Annotated in this window: 18 protein-coding genes; 8 read left to right on the top strand and 10 right to left on the bottom strand. The window is 59.4% G+C overall.

The window, feature by feature from the left end; translation table 11 throughout:
• Positions 1-63: 63 nt before the first annotated feature.
• Positions 64-492 (top strand): acyl-CoA thioesterase, encoded by a 429-nt coding sequence (locus ACR0FB_RS02260; RefSeq protein WP_152458165.1) that lies wholly within the window; start codon positions 64-66, stop codon positions 490-492.
• Here ACR0FB_RS02260 and ACR0FB_RS02255 read toward each other — a convergent pair.
• The 3 genes from ACR0FB_RS02255 to alr are packed head-to-tail and all read right to left on the bottom strand — an operon-like array spanning position 489 to position 3,045.
• Positions 489-1,235, bottom strand: a complete 747-nt coding sequence (locus ACR0FB_RS02255) for an ABC transporter ATP-binding protein (protein ID WP_171362753.1) — start codon at positions 1,233-1,235, stop codon at positions 489-491. The two genes, ACR0FB_RS02260 and ACR0FB_RS02255, sit on opposite strands and share 4 nt — an antisense overlap.
• Positions 1,232-2,014, bottom strand: coding sequence for an MlaE family ABC transporter permease (locus ACR0FB_RS02250; RefSeq protein ID WP_171723157.1), 783 nt, complete (start codon positions 2,012-2,014; stop codon positions 1,232-1,234). The genes ACR0FB_RS02255 and ACR0FB_RS02250 overlap by 4 nt, the downstream gene beginning before the upstream one ends.
• Positions 2,011-3,045: an alanine racemase gene (alr, locus tag ACR0FB_RS02245; RefSeq protein WP_480619532.1), complete on the bottom strand. Its 1,035-nt coding sequence runs from the start codon at positions 3,043-3,045 to the stop codon at positions 2,011-2,013. Before alr ends, ACR0FB_RS02250 begins: the two co-directional genes overlap by 4 nt.
• Here alr and ACR0FB_RS02240 point away from each other — a divergent pair.
• Together ACR0FB_RS02240 and ACR0FB_RS02235 are read left to right on the top strand one after the other, a co-directional pair.
• A complete protein-coding gene (locus ACR0FB_RS02240) occupies positions 3,044-3,307 on the top strand; it encodes a hypothetical protein (protein ID WP_209832927.1) in 264 nt (87 codons plus the stop codon). The two genes, alr and ACR0FB_RS02240, sit on opposite strands and share 2 nt — an antisense overlap.
• Entirely contained in the window at positions 3,286-3,825 is a 540-nt protein-coding gene (locus ACR0FB_RS02235) for a GNAT family N-acetyltransferase (RefSeq protein WP_480619530.1), read from the top strand. Before ACR0FB_RS02240 ends, ACR0FB_RS02235 begins: the two co-directional genes overlap by 22 nt.
• A 46-nt stretch (positions 3,826-3,871) precedes the next feature.
• On the opposite strand, the gene ACR0FB_RS02230 is transcribed toward ACR0FB_RS02235, so the two are convergent.
• The 7 genes from ACR0FB_RS02230 to ACR0FB_RS02200 all read right to left on the bottom strand — a co-directional run bounded on the left by ACR0FB_RS02230 (position 3,872) and on the right by ACR0FB_RS02200 (position 11,056).
• The gene (locus tag ACR0FB_RS02230) at positions 3,872-4,918 is read right to left on the bottom strand and encodes a Hint domain-containing protein (RefSeq protein WP_480619528.1); all 1,047 of its coding nucleotides are present in this window, start codon (positions 4,916-4,918) and stop codon (positions 3,872-3,874) included.
• Between the two features lie 122 nt (positions 4,919-5,040).
• Positions 5,041-6,531: a replicative DNA helicase gene (locus ACR0FB_RS02225; protein WP_152458159.1), complete on the bottom strand. Its 1,491-nt coding sequence runs from the start codon at positions 6,529-6,531 to the stop codon at positions 5,041-5,043.
• Positions 6,532-6,756: 225 nt separating this feature from the next.
• Positions 6,757-7,437 (bottom strand): orotate phosphoribosyltransferase, encoded by a 681-nt coding sequence (locus ACR0FB_RS02220; protein ID WP_209832930.1) that lies wholly within the window; start codon positions 7,435-7,437, stop codon positions 6,757-6,759.
• A gap of 142 nt (positions 7,438-7,579) precedes the next feature.
• On the bottom strand, positions 7,580-8,761 hold the full coding sequence (locus tag ACR0FB_RS02215) for an ammonium transporter (RefSeq protein WP_171632079.1): 1,182 nt from the start codon (positions 8,759-8,761) through the stop codon (positions 7,580-7,582).
• Positions 8,762-8,958: 197 nt separating this feature from the next.
• A complete protein-coding gene (locus ACR0FB_RS02210) occupies positions 8,959-9,435 on the bottom strand; it encodes a CinA family protein (protein WP_171632082.1) in 477 nt (158 codons plus the stop codon).
• Entirely contained in the window at positions 9,432-9,929 is a 498-nt protein-coding gene (locus tag ACR0FB_RS02205) for a phosphatidylglycerophosphatase A family protein (protein ID WP_480619526.1), read from the bottom strand. Before ACR0FB_RS02205 ends, ACR0FB_RS02210 begins: the two co-directional genes overlap by 4 nt.
• The gene (locus tag ACR0FB_RS02200; protein ID WP_480619524.1) at positions 9,926-11,056 is read right to left on the bottom strand and encodes a bifunctional 2-C-methyl-D-erythritol 4-phosphate cytidylyltransferase/2-C-methyl-D-erythritol 2,4-cyclodiphosphate synthase; all 1,131 of its coding nucleotides are present in this window, start codon (positions 11,054-11,056) and stop codon (positions 9,926-9,928) included. Before ACR0FB_RS02200 ends, ACR0FB_RS02205 begins: the two co-directional genes overlap by 4 nt.
• A gap of 182 nt (positions 11,057-11,238) precedes the next feature.
• On the opposite strand from ACR0FB_RS02200, the gene dusB reads away from it, so the two are divergent.
• The 5 genes from dusB to ntrX all read left to right on the top strand — a co-directional run bounded on the left by dusB (position 11,239) and on the right by ntrX (position 18,468).
• Positions 11,239-12,222, top strand: coding sequence for a tRNA dihydrouridine synthase DusB (gene dusB / locus ACR0FB_RS02195; RefSeq protein ID WP_480619522.1), 984 nt, complete (start codon positions 11,239-11,241; stop codon positions 12,220-12,222).
• Positions 12,219-13,307, top strand: a complete 1,089-nt coding sequence (locus ACR0FB_RS02190) for a two-component system sensor histidine kinase NtrB (RefSeq protein WP_152458153.1) — start codon at positions 12,219-12,221, stop codon at positions 13,305-13,307. The genes dusB and ACR0FB_RS02190 overlap by 4 nt, the downstream gene beginning before the upstream one ends.
• Complete coding sequence (locus ACR0FB_RS02185; protein ID WP_480619520.1) at positions 13,307-14,674, top strand: response regulator; 1,368 nt, start codon at positions 13,307-13,309, stop codon at positions 14,672-14,674. The genes ACR0FB_RS02190 and ACR0FB_RS02185 overlap by 1 nt, the downstream gene beginning before the upstream one ends.
• A gap of 123 nt (positions 14,675-14,797) precedes the next feature.
• Positions 14,798-17,062, top strand: coding sequence for a sensor histidine kinase NtrY-like (locus ACR0FB_RS02180; RefSeq protein WP_480620001.1), 2,265 nt, complete (start codon positions 14,798-14,800; stop codon positions 17,060-17,062).
• The gene (ntrX, locus tag ACR0FB_RS02175; RefSeq protein WP_152458151.1) at positions 17,059-18,468 is read left to right on the top strand and encodes a nitrogen assimilation response regulator NtrX; all 1,410 of its coding nucleotides are present in this window, start codon (positions 17,059-17,061) and stop codon (positions 18,466-18,468) included. The genes ACR0FB_RS02180 and ntrX overlap by 4 nt, the downstream gene beginning before the upstream one ends.
• The last annotated feature ends 4 nt before the right edge of the window (positions 18,469-18,472 follow it).

Here is an 18,472-nt window from a genome sequence, read left to right as displayed (position 1 = left end):
GATTTGATATGGTTACCTTAAACCAGCACTCGCCACTGAGTTATTTTTAGACGGGGAGGAATGATGTCGGGTTTTGTGGCCTTCAAGTCAATTGTCGATCCATCGGACTGTGATTTTCTGGGGCATATGAACGTGTCCAAGTATTTTGCGGCATGTTCGGATTCCGTTTTTGCGTTGCAGGCAGAGTTGGGGCTGACGTCCGAAGACATGCGGTCAGGAAGAAAGCTATCCTTTGCGGTGGTCCATGCAGAAAGCAATTTCCTTGCGGAATTGAGTGCTGGCGAGGCGATCCAAATGGAAAGCGAAATCCTGAAAGTAGGAACGAAGTCCATGACTTTCAGCCACAAATTAGTTCGAGTGATGGACGGTGAAACGACATTTTCGACGGTTTTTAAATGCGTCTTGCTCAACCTGCAGACAAGGCGCGCCGAAGCTATTCCTCAGGACGTTATCGAACGCTCGGCAAAGTGGCTGGCAAAGAGCGAAGATTAACGCACCGCCTCAATCGGCCCCTCTGCGCTCCCGCTGATGAACTGCTCTACATAAGGATCACCCGATGCATCCATCTGCCCAACGGGGCCGGTCCACTGGATTACGCCTCCGTGCAGCATGGCGACGTTGTCGGCAATCGCGCGGACGGAACTCATGTCGTGGGTGATGGTCATCGCGGTGGCACCCATCTCGGTCACGATTTCGCGGATCAGATCGTTGATGACGCCGGACATGATCGGGTCGAGGCCGGTGGTGGGTTCGTCGAAAAAGATGATTTCGGGCTCGGCGGCGATGGCGCGGGCAAGGCCCACGCGTTTTTGCATGCCGCCTGACAGTTCCGCCGGAAAGCGGTCGGCCACGTCGGATTTCAGACCTACGCGGCGCAGTTTGTCGATGGCGATTTCGCGGGCTTCCTCGGTTGGACGTTTCAGAGAACCACGCAGCAGGCGGAAGGCGACGTTCTGCCAGACGGTCAGTGAATCAAACAGCGCCGCGCCCTGAAACAGCATACCGAACCGGGCCAGAAAGGCATCACGGTCGCCCTTGCTGGCGTCTTTGCCGTCCACATAGATCATGCCGCTGTCGGGCTTGATCAGGCCCAGAATGCATTTCAGGGCGACCGATTTGCCGGTGCCCGAACCGCCGATGATGACCATCGAGGTGCCCTTGGGGATCTCAAGGTTCATGCCTTGCAGCACGTGGTTGTCGCCAAAGGCCTTGTGTACGTTCTCCATCCGGATCATAGCGAGAAGAATACCCCTGTGAGAACGAAGTTTGCGGCCAGGATCAGCACAGCCGCGGCCTCGACGGAGCCTTTGGTTGCGCGGCCGACGCCTTGTGCGCCACGGCCGGAATTCATGCCGTAGTAACAGCCCATAATCGCCGCGATCAGGCCAAAGGCCGCGCCTTTGACTAGCGACGAGACGATGTCGCGGGTTTCAAGGAAATCGACCGTGTTTTTCAGATAGGCGGCCGGGTTGAAGCCCAGATTTTGCGTGGCGACGGTGTAGCCGCCGGCAATTCCGATGATGTCACCCACTGCCACCAAAGCCGGCACAGTGATCAGGGCGGCCAGAACGCGCGGGGCGGTGAGATATTTCATCGGGTGGGTCGACAGCGTGACCAGCGCGTCGATCTGTTCGGTCACTTTCATCGTGGCGATTTCGGCCGCGATGGATGAGGTCACGCGCGCAGCAATCATCAGGCCGACCAGAACCGGGCCAAGCTCTCGCACCATGCCGATGGCGACGATCTGGGGCACCACGGCTTCGGCGTTGAAACGCGCGCCGCCGGCGTAGATCTGCAACGCCAGCGCACCGCCGGTGAAAATCGCGGTCAGGCCGACGACCGGCAGAGACAGCCAGCCGATGTTCAGCAGGGCCATGCCAAATTCGCGCGGATAGAAGGGGGGGCGCAGAATGTGCGAGATCGCATCAAGCGCGAACAGTGCCACCCGGCCAAAGGCCGCAAGCAGGCTCAGAACCGTGCGGCCCAGACCTTCGAGCGCGGTGAGAGGGTTCATTCCACATAGCCCCGCGAGTAGCGATTGCCCATTGATGTGAGGATCTCATAGCCAATTGTCCCGGCAGCTTCAGCCAGATCATCGACGGTCTGATGGCCATTCAGGATACGCAGGCGTTCCGGGTCTTTGGGCAGGTCCGTGACATCCACCGTGATCAGGTCCATCGAGATACGGCCAACAACCGGGCAGGGCTGATTGCCGGCGAAGGTGTCTATGCCGCCGCCGATGGCGCGATGCAGACCGTCTGCATACCCCGCCGCGACTGTGGCAATACGAGAGGGTCGGCGCGCAACCCAGCTGTTGCCGTAACCAACAGTTTCGCCCACGGCCACCTTGCGCACCTGGATGACAGGCAGATCGACCGTGACAACGGGTTTGGCATCCGCAAAGGGCAGGCCGCCATACAGGCCGATGCCCGGGCGGCAGAAATCGAAATGGAACTCGGGCCCCAAAAGCAAACCGCCGGTCGCAGCCAGAGAACGCGGCGCGGCCATACCGTCGGTCATCTCGCGGAAGGTTTTCAGCTGCTGCCGGCTCATCGGGTGGTCTGGCTCGTCCGAGCAGGCCAGATGAGACATGACAACGGCTGGGTTCAGGGCCTCGGCCCTTGGGCGCAGTTCGGCCCAGTCGGCGGGTTCCAGCCCCAGCCGGTTCATGCCGCTGTCCAGCTGAATGCCAAAGGGATGGTCGGGCAGGGCCTCCATATGGCGCTGATACTGCTCGCCCGAATTGATCAGCGGCGTCAGATCATTGGCGCGCAGAAGGTCTGTGTCGCCCTCCATATGGCCGGAAAAGACAAAGATCATCGGGCCGGGGCCAACCGCATTGCGGACAGCGGCGCCTTCTTCTGCGGCCGCCACAAAAAACTTGCGAACGCCTTCCTCGGCCAGCGTATCGCTGACGGGCCCGGCACCCAGCCCATAGGCATCGGCCTTGACCACGGCGCCGGTTTCGACCCCGGTTTTCGCGTCGAGCGCCCGCCAATTCCTGGCGAGCGCCTGAAGATTGATCGTCAAACGTGCAGTACTCATGGCACTGTTCATGACATTGCGCCGCTTAAGGTCAAGAGGGAATGGCGCATTTACCTGTCGGTTTATGTTGGTGTTTGGTCTGTTGTTACGGAAAACACCAAAAAACCAGAAGAAATGGCAGCATTCCGCCATGGTTGCAGGTTTTTGGGATTGTCTTCACGTCAAGGTTAAAGCGATCCTGAGAGCCGGATCGTTCGGTTCCGGTAAAGACCGGGCGCAACGTCAACTCATGAGGGAGCCATGGATTTTTCTACCGGTTTGACCCGGGACCCGTCAGAGATCATCCGTCTTTTTGCCGACGTTTTTTCCGCATCGGAAGGGCCAGAGGAAGGGGCGGCAATAGGTGCATTCGTACGTGAATTGCTCAACACCACGCCGCCTGAAGATATCCTTGTGTGCACGGCTCAACAGGATCACGAGCTGCTTGGCTGTGCCATCTTTTCCCGGATGACGTTTTCGCAGGATACGCGCAATGTGTTCATCCTGTCGCCGATGGCCGTGCGAACGGGCAGGCAAAAAACAGGTATTGGACAGGCGCTGATTACCTATGGTCTGGATCGCTTGCGGGCGGCAGGTGTGGACGTGGCACTGACCTATGGCGACCCGGCCTATTATTGCAAAACGGGTTTTGTGCAGATCACCGAGGATACTGCTCAGCCACCGCTGAAACTCAGCCATCCGCACGGCTGGTTGGGACAGGCGCTAGACGGTTTTGACCTGAAACCGCTGAAAGGCCCGTCGGGATGCGTTTCCGCGCTGAACAATCCATTGCTGTGGTAGGCGGGATCGGTTTATTCGCTTTGGTCGATGGCCTTGGTTCCACAGCCTAGAACAGGGCCTGATCTATGATCGCCTTGCTGTTCCAGACATGTCGGGCCACCAGCTTTTTCTGTCGCCTGCCGCTGGGGATATAAAAGGCAGGGTCCATATCCTTATTGCAGTCGAGACCCGGAAAAATCTGCAACAGCTCTTGCAACGCTTCGGGCGGAAGGGATTTGAGGGCTTCCGGGCCGGTGAGCAGGCTTTCACTTGGCGCGCCTTCGGCAAGAAGAACCACGTGACGGTCACAGACAACGTGATGATAAACCACCTGCGTCGCATCGTAATCCACGTAAACGCCCGGCAGGTCTGTTAGTCGGATGGCCGAGACCAAAACGTCTCTTGTGTCGAACATGCGCTGCGCGATGTCCGATCGGACCAGCATTCTGTGCTGTCGCGAAACCGTCAGGTCTCGGCGGGGCAGGCCGTGCCCCAGGGCGCCGGCCGTAATGCGGACTGGGCGCAGTTCGGGTGATTTCAACAGATCGGCCTGGCGCAGGGACCGGGATAGAACAAGCCGAACGGTTGCCGAGCTGCGTTCGGTCGTCATCACCTTGTCACCGGGGCGGATATCCTGAACGCTGATTTCGCCACGGTCCGTCAGGATCAGGGTGTCCGAAACGAAACAGGGGGCGCCGGGGCTGGGATTGGGATCCTCAACAAAGTTGACCCCGTCCTTCGATGACAGAGACGCGGTATCGTCCGTGCCGTTGCTGCCGATCTGGGTCGAAGTCTGGCCACTGGCCGGCCCCTGTGTCGCAGTTACCAGCGAGTCGAAGGATACAAAGCTGAGAACCGAACCATTGTCCGAAAGAGAAACCGCCCCAAACCGGTTGATGCGCGCCGAAATCACGTAATAGTCGAACCCGCCCACGGTGGTCATCGTTCCGTTGTCGACATCCGTCGAACTGCGCACCGAGCCATTGGGGTTGTAAACATCGACCTGCAAGCCGGTAACGTCGGTTCCGGTCGGAACCCGGATTTCAATGAAATCTCCGTCCGGAGCAAAGTTCGGGCCGTTGCGATATCTTATTTCCGATATGATCGCGGGCAAATCAGTGGGTCTCCGGGCGGGTTTGGCGCGTTGGGTTGAACGTCACCGTCACGTTAACACCGGGCAGGAAAAACACCAAAGGACTTGGCGTTCAATATCTGGGGCAGGTGTTCTGCCCGCGATCAATAACCCTCGATTTCACCACCCTGTTGCCAAGGCTTGACCAGATTGCCAAAGCGGGTGAATTGGGCCTCGAACGACAACTCGACCGTGCCGATTGGGCCATGACGTTGCTTGCCGACGATGACCTCGGCCTTGCCGTGCAGACGTTCCATCGCCTGCTTCCACTCTTCCATCTTTTCCAGTTCGTGATCACCGGGCTTTTCGCGCTCTTTGTAGTATTCCTCGCGGAACACAAACATCACAACGTCGGCGTCCTGCTCGATCGAGCCGGATTCACGTAGGTCGGACAGCTGCGGGCGCTTGTCGTCGCGGTTTTCCACCTGGCGCGACAGCTGTGAAAGAGCAATGACCGGGATGTTCAGTTCCTTGGCGATAGCTTTCATGCCCATCGAAATCTCGGCGATTTCGTTCACCCGGTTGTCGGCCATGCCGCGGCACAGCTGTAGATAGTCGATGACCAGCAAGTCCAGCCCGTGGGTCCGTTTCAACCGTCGTGCACGGGCGGCAAGTTGCGAGATCGGCAAGGCAGGAGTGTCGTCAATAAACAGGGGACAGGCCTCAAGCTCTTTGGCCGCATCCACAAATCGACGGAACTCGGCCTCGGTCATGTCGCCCTGACGGATTTTGTGGCTGGAAATCTCCGAGGCTTCCGCCAGAACCCGGCCCGCAAGCTGTTCCGCGCTCATTTCGAGTGAGAAGAAGCCTACAACACCGCCATCGATCGCGCCTTCGCTGCCGTCGGGCTTTGTGCCACGCTTGTAGGCCTTGGCAACGTTGAAGGCGATGTTGGTCGCCAGCGAGGTTTTACCCATGGATGGACGGCCGGCCAGAATGATCAGGTCGGACGGGTGCAACCCACCCAATTGCTTGTCCAGATCGGCCAGACCGGTGGAAATCCCGGCCATGCCGCCGCCGCGCTGGTAGGCCTCGTTGGTGACGTTGACGGCTTCGGTGACGGCCTTGAGGAAGGACTGAAAGCCTTGCTCGGTCTGGCCCTGCTCGGACAGCTGATAAAGCTGCTGCTCGGCCTCGACGATCTGTTCTTTCGGCTCGCTCGAAACATCGACCCGCGCCGCCTTGTCCGAGATGTCGCGACCCAGCCGGATCAGCTCGCGCCGGATGGCAAGGTCATAGATCATCTGGGCATAGTCGTGCACCGCGAATGCGCTGATCGAAGCGCCCGCCAGTTTGACCAGATAAGCGGGACCGCCCAGTTCTTTCAGGCCCTCATCCTCGGCCATGAATGATTTGAGCGTCACGGGCGAGGCAAGCGCGTTCTTTGCAATACGGGCCGAGGCCACCTCGTAAATCCGGGCATGGACCGGATCATAGAAATGTTCAGCCCCGATGATCGAGGCGACCCGGTCGTACAGGTCGTTATTGGTCAGAATCGCGCCCAGCAATTGCTGCTCGGCCTCGATGGAATGCGGCATGGTTTCGGCATTCTGAATCTGTGCCGCTGCCTGCTCGATACTGCTGATCTCGTTCATTTTATCCCCGCTGCCCGTTCCGAGGTTCTACACGCGAAACGTCACCGCAAGCTATCTGGAAATACCTGTGGCTAACTTGGGGTAAAGCCTAGGGATAACTTTCCAGACCGCTTGGATGCCTGCATATGCATCGCTTATTATGTAGGAATTGTCGGAAAAGTCACCATATATCGTGGCGAACTGCCCGATTCTTCCGGGTTTATCCCCAATCCTTCCACAAGAGGTTTACGCTGGTTTATTGGCCTCTTGCCATCCGCGCGGGTCGTTCAGGAAAGCTTCGACAGCCTCAAGTGTTTCCTGATCAAAGGCTTTCTGTGCCTTGGCCTCGGCCAGAACATCCCACCACGTGCAGAGCGAGTGCAGCTTGACGCCATGATCACCCAGCGTTTTCTCGGTCTCGGGGAAGATGCCGTAGTAGAAGATGACGGCGGTGTGCCCGCAGGTAGCACCGGTTTCGCGGATCGCATCGACAAAGGACAGTTTCGAGCCACCATCAGTGGTCAGGTCTTCAACCAGCAACACACGCTCGCCTTCGCTCATCGCCCCCTCGATTCGGGCGTTGCGGCCATAGCCCTTGGGTTTCTTGCGCACGTAGGTCATGGGCAGAGCCATACGCTCGGCGACCATGGCGGCAAAGGGGATGCCTGCCGTTTCCCCGCCTGCGATGTTGTCGAATGCCTCAAAGCCAGCATCACGCATCACCGTGACGGTCAGGAAATCCATAAGTGTCGAGCGGATACGCGGATACGAGATCAGTTTGCGGCAGTCGATATAGGTCGGGCTAGGCAACCCGCTGGCCAGCGTGAACGGTTCCCGCGAGTTGAAATGCACGGCCTTGATCTCCAGCAGCATCCGTGCAGTCAGGCGGGCGATTTCGGTGCTGTCGGGAAAAGAACTGGGGATCATGGCGCAAACCTCGGGGCTGAAAACACGTTGCGGGCTGATAGCCCGACCCTTGGGCTGGAGTCGAGAGGGATTGGGCAAAAGAAAAGCGGACCCCCAAGAGGTCCGCTTTTGCCCTTACGGGCGATGGGCAGCCAAGGTGGGCTTAACTGCTCATGTCATAGGCCCGCTCGCCATGTACCGAGAGGTCGAGGCCATTTGTCTCGGTCTCGGCGTCTACGCGAAGTGGCGTGATCTGTGCAACCAGTTTGACCAACACAAACGTGACAACTGCCGTAAAGGCACCCACGACAATCAGCCCGCCCAACTGAGCGGTCCAGGTTCCAAGGCCAAAAAGGGCGATCATGAGCGTGCCAAAGATACCGCCGACACCATGCACGGCGAAGACATCCAGCGTGTCGTCGATATTCAGTTTGTTACGCACGACGCTGACGGCTTCCTGACACAGAACACCGGCCACCGCGCCAATGATCAGGGCCTGAACCGGACCGACGAAACCCGATGCAGGCGTGATCGAGGCCAGACCCGCGATTGTGCCGGTGACCAGACCGACCATCGAGGCCTTGCCAAAGCGGATACGCTCCCACAGGGCCCAGCTTAGCGATGCCGTAGCCGCGGACAGGTGCGTGACGGTCAGGGCCATCGCCGCTCCGCCATCGGCGGCCAGTTGCGAACCACCGTTGAAACCGAACCAGCCGACCCACAGCATTGCTGCGCCGACCATGACGTAACCGGGGTTGTGCGGCGGAGTGGTGCGGTTGCGACGCGGCCCGAGGATGACCGCGACAATCAGCGCTGCCAGACCAGCGGTTTCATGCACCACGATGCCACCCGCAAAGTCGCGAACGCCGATCTCGCCCAGAATGCCGCCATCAGCCAGCATCCCGCCGCCCCAGATCCAGTGCACCACGGGCGCATAGCACAGCAGCATCCACAGCGCCGAAAAGGTCAGGACAAAGCCAAAGCCCACACGTTCGACATAAGCGCCAACGATCAACGCAGGGGTTATGATGGCAAAGGTCATCTGGAAAGCAAAGAACAGGATCTCGGGCAGGGTTCCGGCAAGGCTGTCAACATCGACGCCGTTGAGGAAGGCCTTGCCCAAACCACCCCAAAGCCCGCTTTCACCGGGTCCGAACGCGATGGAATACCCTGCGACCAGCCACAGGACGCTCATCAAACAGGCAATGGCAAAGCAATGCATGAAAACGCTGAGTACATTTCGGGCACGCACGAGCCCGCCATAGAACAGGGCGAGGCCCGGCACTGTCATGAAAAGGACCAACGCGGTTGCAACGATGATCCAGGCTGTATCGGCTCCGTTCATGGGCCATTCTCCCTTCCGAATGAGTGCGCGGATCCGTGGAAACTGGGCGCGGATCGGCGCTGCGTGAGCGGTGTGGGCTGTTTCAAGCCACCGTCGGTTGGAGAAAAAAGAGGCATGGCAAAAAAAAGCGCCTGTTTTGGCGGCCTTTTTTCAACTGACTTTAAAAGCAGCGGTTCTATTGGTCAGGTGCTGAAAGATTAGGCACCTGCGGAAAGGGCCGTATACAGCAGGGCCAAGGCGTGGTCACGCGCCGCGCGACGCACGGCATCGCGACCGGGTGCGCCGAATTCGACGGTTTCCACATGCGTCGGCCGCCCCTCGGCGGCCAACCCGAAACACACACGCCCTTCAGGTTTGAATTCGGACCCGCCCGGCCCGGCAATACCGGTGATCGCGACGGCAAGTTGCGCCAGTGAATTGCGCAGCGCACCTTCTGCCATTTCGCGGGCCACCTGTTCGGAAACCGCACCGTGCGCGTTCAGCGTTTCGGCCTGAACGCCCAGCATGTCCTGTTTGGCCTCGTTGGTGTAGGTGACGAAACCCCGATCCACGACGGCAGAGCTGCCGGGAATATCGGTCAGGGCCGCAGCGACCATGCCGCCGGTGCAGCTTTCGGCGGTGGCGATCATCACGCCCTGCGCCTTGGCGCGGTCCAGCAGGTCTGTCACGTTCATAGCCCCAGAACTCCGTGTGCGATACCTGCCAGAACCATCACTCCGATGGCTGCAAATATACCTGCAATCACGTCATCCAGCATCACGCCCATCGGATCGCCACGCCGATCGGCCCAGCCGACAGGGCCGGGTTTGGTGATGTCGAACAGACGAAAAAGGATGAACCCGGCAACCCAGCCGGGCCAGAGCGCGGTAATGTCGATTCCATGCGCCCAGGACGGATAGGAAATTGCCCAAAGCGCGATGAACTGGCCTGCGACCTCATCAATGACGATTTCGGATGGGTCGTGGTCATCCTGACCTTCGGTCATCACGCGTGTGGCCCAGAGGCCGCCGACAAAAACCGCAACCGATGCAAGGGCCAGCAACGGGAAACCACCCAGCATGTGCAATACCCAGGCCATCGGCAGGGCCACCAGCGATCCCCAGGTGCCCGGGGCAGGGCGCAAATAGCCAACGCCGCCGACAGTCCCGATCATCTGTGCCGCGTTCATGCTTTCACCAGACATGCCGTGGCGAGCGAGGCGATGCCTTCGCTGCGGCCGGTGAAGCCCAGACGCTCGGACGTTGTCGCCTTGACTGAAACCTGATCTGCACGCAGACCCATGATTTCAGACATCCTTTCTCGCATGGCCACTGCGTGCGGGCCAATCTTTGGATATTCGCAGACCAGCGTGCAATCGACATTCGAGATGCGGTATCCCATCTGCCCTGCCAGCTCGACCGCGTGGCGCAGGAAAATCTCGCTGGCGGCGCCTTTCCATTGCGGGTCCGAAGGCGGGAAATGCTGCCCGATATCGCCCTGTGCCAGAGCGCCATAGATCGCATCGGTGACCGCGTGCATTCCGACATCGGCATCCGAATGGCCTTGCAGTCCGCGGTCATGCGGCACTTTCACACCGCAAAGGATCACATGATCCCCATCGCCAAAACGGTGCACATCGTACCCGTTGCCCAGCCTTACATCCATTTCCGTTCCCATTATGCGTTCCGCCCGGGCAAAATCCTCGGGTCGGGTGATCTTCAGATTGTCCGCGTCGCCCGGTACGATGCAGACATCAAGGCCGGCGGCGCGGGCCACTTCGACATCATCCGCAGCTTCGCCCGGATGGGCGGCGTGGGCGGCGATGATCGCGTCATAGTGAAACCCCTGCGGAGTTTGCGCGGCGAACAGTTTGCTGCGATCCTGCGTGCCGGTCACGGCCTGTTCATGCCCAACCCACAGCGCATCCGTCACCGCCAGCCCGGGCGCCGCCGCCGGACATGTTTCCAGGGCATTCAGAACGTCGGTGATGATGCGGGGTGTGACGCAAGGCCTTGCAACGTCATGGATCAAAACGCGCTGTACGTTCCGGCCAGCCAGTGCAGCCAATCCATTGCGCACCGATCCCGCGCGATCCGTTCCGCCCGAAGCCAGGATCAGGTCGGTTTCACGGAATTCTTCCCATGCGACGCTGTCTTCGTCGGACAACACCAGAACAATGTGATCCACCTGTCCGCGAAAGCGCTCGATCGTCCAATCGGCCACCCGCCGGCCCGCAAGGCTGCGCCATTGTTTTGGCACGCCACCCCCGGCGCGCGACCCGCGACCGGCGGCAACTATGATGGCAGCGGTTGTCATATGTGCGCGCTCTCCTCGTGATGGGCATTGTTTAGGCGGCGGTGAATGCAGAGGCAATCACCCATGGTCATGAGATTAATAATTAGGCAAATGATGATTTTGCGGGCTTGCTGCATGCCGATTTGTTGTTCATATGCGCAGAAAACGATATCAAATCCACAACTGCCCAAGGATTAAGCACGTTGACACTGCACCTTGCCGACAAAGAAATAACACCGCCTGTTTTGCTGGCCCCCATGGCCGGAATCACCGACCGCCCGTTTCGCGATCTGGTGATGCGTTTCGGTGCGGGTATGGTCGTCAGTGAAATGGTCGCCAGTCAAGAGATGGTGCAGGCCAAGCCCGGTGTGCGGGAACGGGCGGAACTGTCCGCGGATGTGGAAAACACCGCCGTGCAACTGGCCGGGCGTGAGGCCCATTGGATGGCCGAGGCGGCCCGTCAGGTGGCCGACCGTGGCGCGCGGGTGATCGACATCAACATGGGGTGCCCCGCCAAGAAGGTAACAAACGGTTATTCCGGCTCGGCCCTTCTGAAAACACCGGATCACGCGCTGGCACTGATCGAGGCCGTGGTGGGAGCGGTCGATCTGCCGGTGACGCTGAAAACCCGGCTGGGATGGGACGACACTCTGTTGAACGCGCCCGACGTGGCACGCCGCGCTCAGGACGCGGGTATTCAGATGGTCACGATCCATGGCCGCACACGCTGTCAGTTCTACAAGGGTCACGCCGATTGGCGGGCAATCCGGGCGGTGAAAGAGGCCGTATCGATCCCGGTCATCGCGAACGGAGATATCGTGAACACTGACGCCGCCCGATCCGCGTTGCGCCAATCCGGCGCGGATGGGGTGATGGTCGGTCGTGGCGCCCAGGGCAAGCCTTGGGTGTTGGCGCAAATCTGTCACGACCTGTACGGGGCCGAGGCGCCCGAGATTCCGACCGGCCATGATCTGGTTGATTTGGTTTGCGCGCATTATCAAGCGATGCTGGATTTCTACGGCGCCGATCTGGGTTTGCGTGTCGCCCGAAAGCATCTGGGATGGTACATGGACGAAGCCGCAACGCCCGCGCCCTTGCGTCGGGCTGTGCTGACGTCACGTGATCCCGCGGAAGTTCTGCGCCTGTTGGCGGATGCACTCAGCGACACGGACGAGGTGGCGGCATGAATTCCGATGCCAGCATCTGGAACTCGCTGCCGGTTCCGGCGTTCATTATTGATGAACAGGATCGGATATCCGATGTGAATGCTGCGGGTGAGGGGTTTCTGAATGCGTCGCGCAAATCGGTGATCGGCCATCCGGTGTGGGATCAGATCGCCGTGGACGCGCCGTTGGAAGAGGCGTTCGAGCGCGCCCGCTGGCAGGGCACGCCATTGTTCGTGAATGATGTGGATGTGGGGTCGGGTAGCCGAGCGCCGCTGCAATGCGCGTTGCAGATTGCGCCTTTGGTCGGGCATCCGGGCTCCATGATCATGATCATCTCGCCTCGTGAACTGGCAGGTCGGATGACGCGGGGGAATACGGTCAAATCCGCGGCACAATCCGCCATCGGCATGGCGGAAATGCTGGCGCACGAGATCAAGAACCCGCTGGCCGGGATCACTGGTGCGGCGCAGTTGCTCAGCATGAATATACCGCCGCAAGATCTTGAACTAACGGATCTTATTGTTGCCGAAAGCCGCCGGATCGTGAAGTTGCTGGAACAGGTCGAGCAATTCGGGAACCTTCAGAAACCTGACTTCAAGCCAGTCAACATCCACGATGTGCTGGATCGCGCAAGACGGTCGGCATTGTTGGGATTTGGCGCTGACATGACGATCGTCGAAGACTATGACCCGTCGCTGCCGCTGGCTTACGGAGACCCGGATCAGATCCTGCAGGTGATCCTGAACCTGCTCAGGAATGCGTCCGAAGCGGCAGGACCGCAGGGCGGAACGATCCGCCTGCGGACCTATTTCGAACATTCCTTCCGGTTGCGTCGCAGTGACGGGTCAGGGCATTCGCTGCCCTTGCAGATTGAGATCATCGATGATGGTCCGGGCCTGCCAGAAGACATCCGCGGCGATATTTTTGATCCCTTCGTATCCGGCAAGGAAAACGGCACCGGCCTGGGGCTGGCGCTGGTCAGCAAGATAATCTCGGACCATGACGGCTGGATTTCGGCCGAATCCGTGCCCGGGCGAACGGTATTCAAACTGTCGCTGCGCCGCGCGCCGCGAGACGCAATCGAGGACAAGAAGGAGAGCACCTGATGGATGGCACCGTACTGGTCGCGGACGACGATCGCACGATCCGCACTGTTCTGACACAGGCCCTGACGCGTGCCGGGTGCAAGGTGCATGCGACCTCGTCGCTGACCACGTTGATGCGTTGGGTCAGCGAGGGAAAAGGGGACGTGGTGATTTCGGACGTGGTCATGCCCGATGGAAACGGGCTTGAGATGCTGCCGAAGATTGCCGAAGACCGCCCCGGTTTGCCGGTGATCGTGATCTCCGCACAAAACACCATCATGACGGCGATTCAGGCGACAGAGGCGGATGCCTATGACTATCTGCCAAAACCCTTCGACCTGCCGGACCTGATGAAACGGACGGCGCGGGCGCTGGATCAGAAACAACGTGCCCAGCCAGTGCCTGCCGAAGGCACAAGCGAGCGCCCCGAAGAACTGCCTCTGGTCGGGCGTACACCGGTGATGCAGGCCCTGTACCGGTTGGTCGCGCGGGTAATGAACACGGATCTCTCGGTCATGATCTCCGGCGAAAGCGGCACGGGCAAGTCATTGATTGCGCGGGCCATTCACGATTTCTCCGACCGTCGAACCTTGCCCTTTGTCACTGTCACCGCTGCCGAATTGCGCGATCTGGAGGGCCCGGCGCGCGTGATGGCGCGGGTTCGCGGCGGCACATTGTTGATAGACGAAATCGCAGATATCGAGGATGAGCTTCAGGCGCGTATCGTCCGCATGATGGATACTCCGGGCGATCACGTTCCCCGTTTCATGGCCACCAGCCAATCAGACCTGACCGAAGGGATGGAGAACGGGCGCATCCGTCAGGACCTTTATTATCGTTTGTGCGGGGCGACGATCCACGTTCCATCACTGCGTGAAAGGGTGGATGACATTCCGCTGCTGGCCGAGCACTTTCTGGCTCGGGAAGAGCGGGAAAACGGCACCAAACGCTGGCTCAGCCCCGAGGCGGTGGAACTGGTGCGGCGCTATTCCTGGCCCGGGAACGTGCGGCAACTGGAAAATGCCGTGCGCCGGTTGGGTCTGACCAGCCGGGCCGATGAAATCACCAAAGCCGAAGTGGAAATGGTGCTGGGCAGCCAGCCAGAGGCGGAACCGGTCCTGAGCGGCGGCGAACGCGAAAAGCTTTCGACCTCGGTCGAGCGGCATCTGCGGAGATATTTTGACCTGCACGGCAACATTTTGCCGCCCCCGGGCCTGTATCAGCGCATTTTACGGGAAGTTGAGGCCCCGCTGATCGAAATCGCGCTGGATGCAACTGGCGGAAATCAGGCGAAATGTGCCGATTTGCTGGGAATCAACCGAAATACGTTGCGAAAAAAGATTACGGATCTCGATATTCAGGTGACACGTCGACGCAAACTGATGTAATATCGCCACACAAACCGTGGCATCCCGGCATCTGTTGGGAAAAGATCACGATATATGGCGGTAAGCCGCGCAAGCGGCACATCAGGATGAGGGCAGACAGTGGCAACCCGAGCACAGAGCGGGATGATCCCATCGATCAGTCGATGGCGTAAATCACGGAAACTGCGCAACTTTGGCACGTTTGGCCTGGTTCTCATGGGGCCTGTTCTGGCGCTGGCCACTTATCTTGTCATCGGTCCTTTCGATCTTGGCGCGACGGCACCGACTTTGCGGCTGATTCTGTTGGCCGATCTCGTATACGTTCTGGTTGTTGCTGCACTTGTGCTTGGGCAGGTTGGCAGCTTGATTGCCGCACGTCGGGCCAAGTCGGCGGGTTCGCGCCTGCATTTGCGCCTGATCGGGGCGTTTACTCTGCTGGCGCTGGTTCCAACCGTGACCGTGGCGATTTTTGCCGGATTGACCGTCAATATCGGCCTTGAGGGCTGGTTTTCCGACCGCGTGCGTCAGGTCGTGGGATCTTCGCTGACCGCGGCAGAAGCGTATGAACAGGAACACCGTCGGGGGTTGACGCAAGACGCGTCTGTTCTTGCGCGATATCTGGATAATGCGCGATCGCTGGACTTCTATATCTCGGACGCTGAACTGCGCGAAGTTTTGGCGCAGGGGCAGGCTCAGATTCAACGGGGGCTGCGCGAAGCCTATGTCATCGACGGTGGTGGCGAAATCAAATCGCGCGGGGACCGGTCCTACTTGTTCAACTACGAAGCCCCAACCCCCGAGCAGATTGCAGAAGCCACGGACAAGGGCCTGCTGATCATCGCCGACTGGCCCAACAATGAGTTCCGGGCGCTGGTCCCTCTGAAGGCTTATCTGGATCGCTATCTCTATGTCAGCCGCGAGGTGGATGGGCAGTTGTTGACGCTGCTGGACGATACCAAGGAAACGGCACAGTTCTATCAGCAACTGGAAAGCGAACGGGGCAGGGTGCTGTTCGAGTTCGGCCTGTTGTATCTGGGCTTTGCGTTGATCCTGATCCTTGCGGCTATGTCCCTGGGCATGTGGTTTGCCGAGCGGTTGTCGCGTCCCGTGGGGCGGTTGACCACCGCGGCGCAGCGGGTTGGGGCCGGTGATCTGAGCGTCCAGGTGATTGAAGAGGCCAGCGACGACGAAATCGCGATGCTGGGCCGGTATTTCAACCAGATGACCCGGCAGTTGAAAGGACAGCGCGATACGCTGTTGGAGAACACGCGGCAAATTGAAAGCCGGCGCCGTCTGTTCGATTCGGTGCTCAGTTCGGTCACTTCGGGTGTCGTTGGAGTGGACCCGGAAGGATGCATTACATTCGTGAACCGTTCGGCCGAGCGGTTGCTGGATTGGACCGGGGGCGAGCAGCATCTGGCCATCGGCATTGCGGTGCCGGAATTTCTGCCCCTGTTTGAAAGTCTGAAGGACAGCGGGCAAGAGGCCGTTCAGGGTGAAATCAAAGTGACCCGCAAGGGACGGCTTGAGAACCTGTTGGTCCGCATGGCCATCCGTCGCGGAGAAGATGGCGGCCTGGAAGGTTATGTGGTTGCCTTCGATGACGTCACCGATCTGGTCAGCGCCCAACGGATGGCGGCCTGGGGTGACGTGGCCCGCCGCATCGCGCATGAGATCAAGAACCCTCTGACCCCGATCCAGCTGAGCGCGGAACGGATCAAGCGCAAGTTCTCGCGCAAACTGGACGAGGAAGACAGCAGCAGCCTGGATTCGATGACGAACGTGATTGTGCGTCAGACCAACGATCTGCGTCGCATCGTGGATGAATTCTCGAAATTTGCACGGATGCCTGAACCTGAACGCAGGGAAGAAAACCTTGTTGATCTGGTGCACGAGGCTGTGCTGCTGCAACAGGCCGGGCAGCCGGATGTGCAGATTGATGCCGATCTGCCGCAACAGCCCATCATGGCCGATGTGGATGCAACCATGCTGAACCAGGCGCTTACCAACCTCATCAAGAATGCCGGGGAAGCCATTGCAACCCTTAAGGAAAAAGGGGCGCTCGACAACCTTCAGCCCCAGATCAAAGTGGCGGTCACCAGTGATGATGCGGGTACGGTCATAACCATTGCAGACAACGGGATCGGCCTGCCCGAGGATCGGGCACGGCTGTTTGAGCCCTATGTAACGACACGTGACGAAGGGACCGGGCTGGGCCTGCCCATCGTCAAGAAGATCATTGAAGAGCATGGCGGCGCGCTGACCCTCGAGGATGCGCCCGTATTTGACGGACAGGACCATTTTGGCGCGATGGCCGTGATCCGATTGCCGGGGGTTACTGGGTCCCAAGCGGCAGCGCCACAGAAGCAGGCAATTAGAACCAACAAACTGAAAGCAGGCCAAAGATGAGTGACATTCTGATCGTAGATGATGAGCGCGATATTCGCGAGCTGGTGTCCGACATTCTGGAGGACGAAGGCTATTCAACCCGGCTGGCGGCCAACTCGGACGAGTGCATGGCGTCGATCAACTCTGAACCGCCGGGGTTGTTGATCCTGGATATCTGGCTGAAAGACAGCCGAATGGATGGCATCGATATCCTGAAAGCGGTGAAACGCGACAACCCGGATGTGCCGGTGGTGATCATTTCCGGCCACGGCAACATTGAAATTGCCGTCGCCGCAATCAAGCAGGGCGCCTATGATTTTATCGAAAAGCCGTTCAACATAGACCAGTTGATGGTGGTGATCCGCCGCGCGATGGAGACCTCTCGCCTGCGTCGCGAGAATGCGTCTCTAAAGCGGAAAGAAGTCAACAATTCCGACATGATCGGCAAATCCGCCGCGTTCCGCGCCATGCAGGGGCAGTTGGACAAGGTGACCAAGTCGAATGGCCGCGTGATGCTCAGCGGCCCAGCTGGGTCCGGCAAAGAGATCGCAGCACGGTATATCCATGCCCACTCCAATCGCGCCAACGCGCCATTTGTCACGGTAAACTGCGCCGGGATCGAACCCGAACGTGTGGAAGAGGTGCTGTTTGGCCGGGAATCGGCGGAACGCGGCGTGGAATCGGGTTTGCTGGAAGAGGCGCATGGAGGCGTGGTCTATTTTGACGAAGTCGCCGACATGCCCCTTGGGACACAGTCAAAAATCCTGCGGGTGCTGGTGGATCAGCAGTTCCAGCGTGTCGGTGGCAGTGACAAGGTGCGCGTGGACCTTCGCGTGATCTCGTCAACAAGCAAGGATCTTGACGAAGAAATCGCGGCTGAACGGTTCCGGGAAGAGCTGTACCACCGTCTGAACGTCGTCCCGATTGCCGTGCCGTCACTGGAAGATCGGCGCGAAGATATCCCGGTTCTGGCGCAGCACTTTATTGAGATGTGCAACGAAACCCAGGGTTTGCCGATCAGGGAATTGTCGGAAGAGGCTGTTGCCCTGTTGCAGACGATGACATGGCCCGGCAACGTGCGCCAGCTCAAAAACCTGATCGAGCGGGTTCTGATCCTTGGCGATGGCTCCGGCCCGATTGAGGCGCGTGAGTTGCCCAACGAAGAAGAAAAGGCAGAAGATTCAGGTCGTGTCGTGTTGTCTGGCGCACTGGCCACCTTGCCGTTGCGCGAAGCCCGCGAGGCGTTCGAGCGAGAGTATCTGCTGACACAGATTAACCGGTTTGGCGGCAATATCAGCCGTACGGCCAGCTTTGTGGGCATGGAACGCAGCGCCCTGCATCGGAAATTGAAATCGCTGGGCGTAGTGACTTCGAACAAATCCGGCGCGCGCGTGGCGCAAATCGATGAACCCGAACCGGCAGAATAATCTG

This window comes from Ruegeria sp. P10 (genome assembly GCF_056534925.1).
This window is presented reverse-complemented; position numbering and strand designations above follow the sequence as displayed.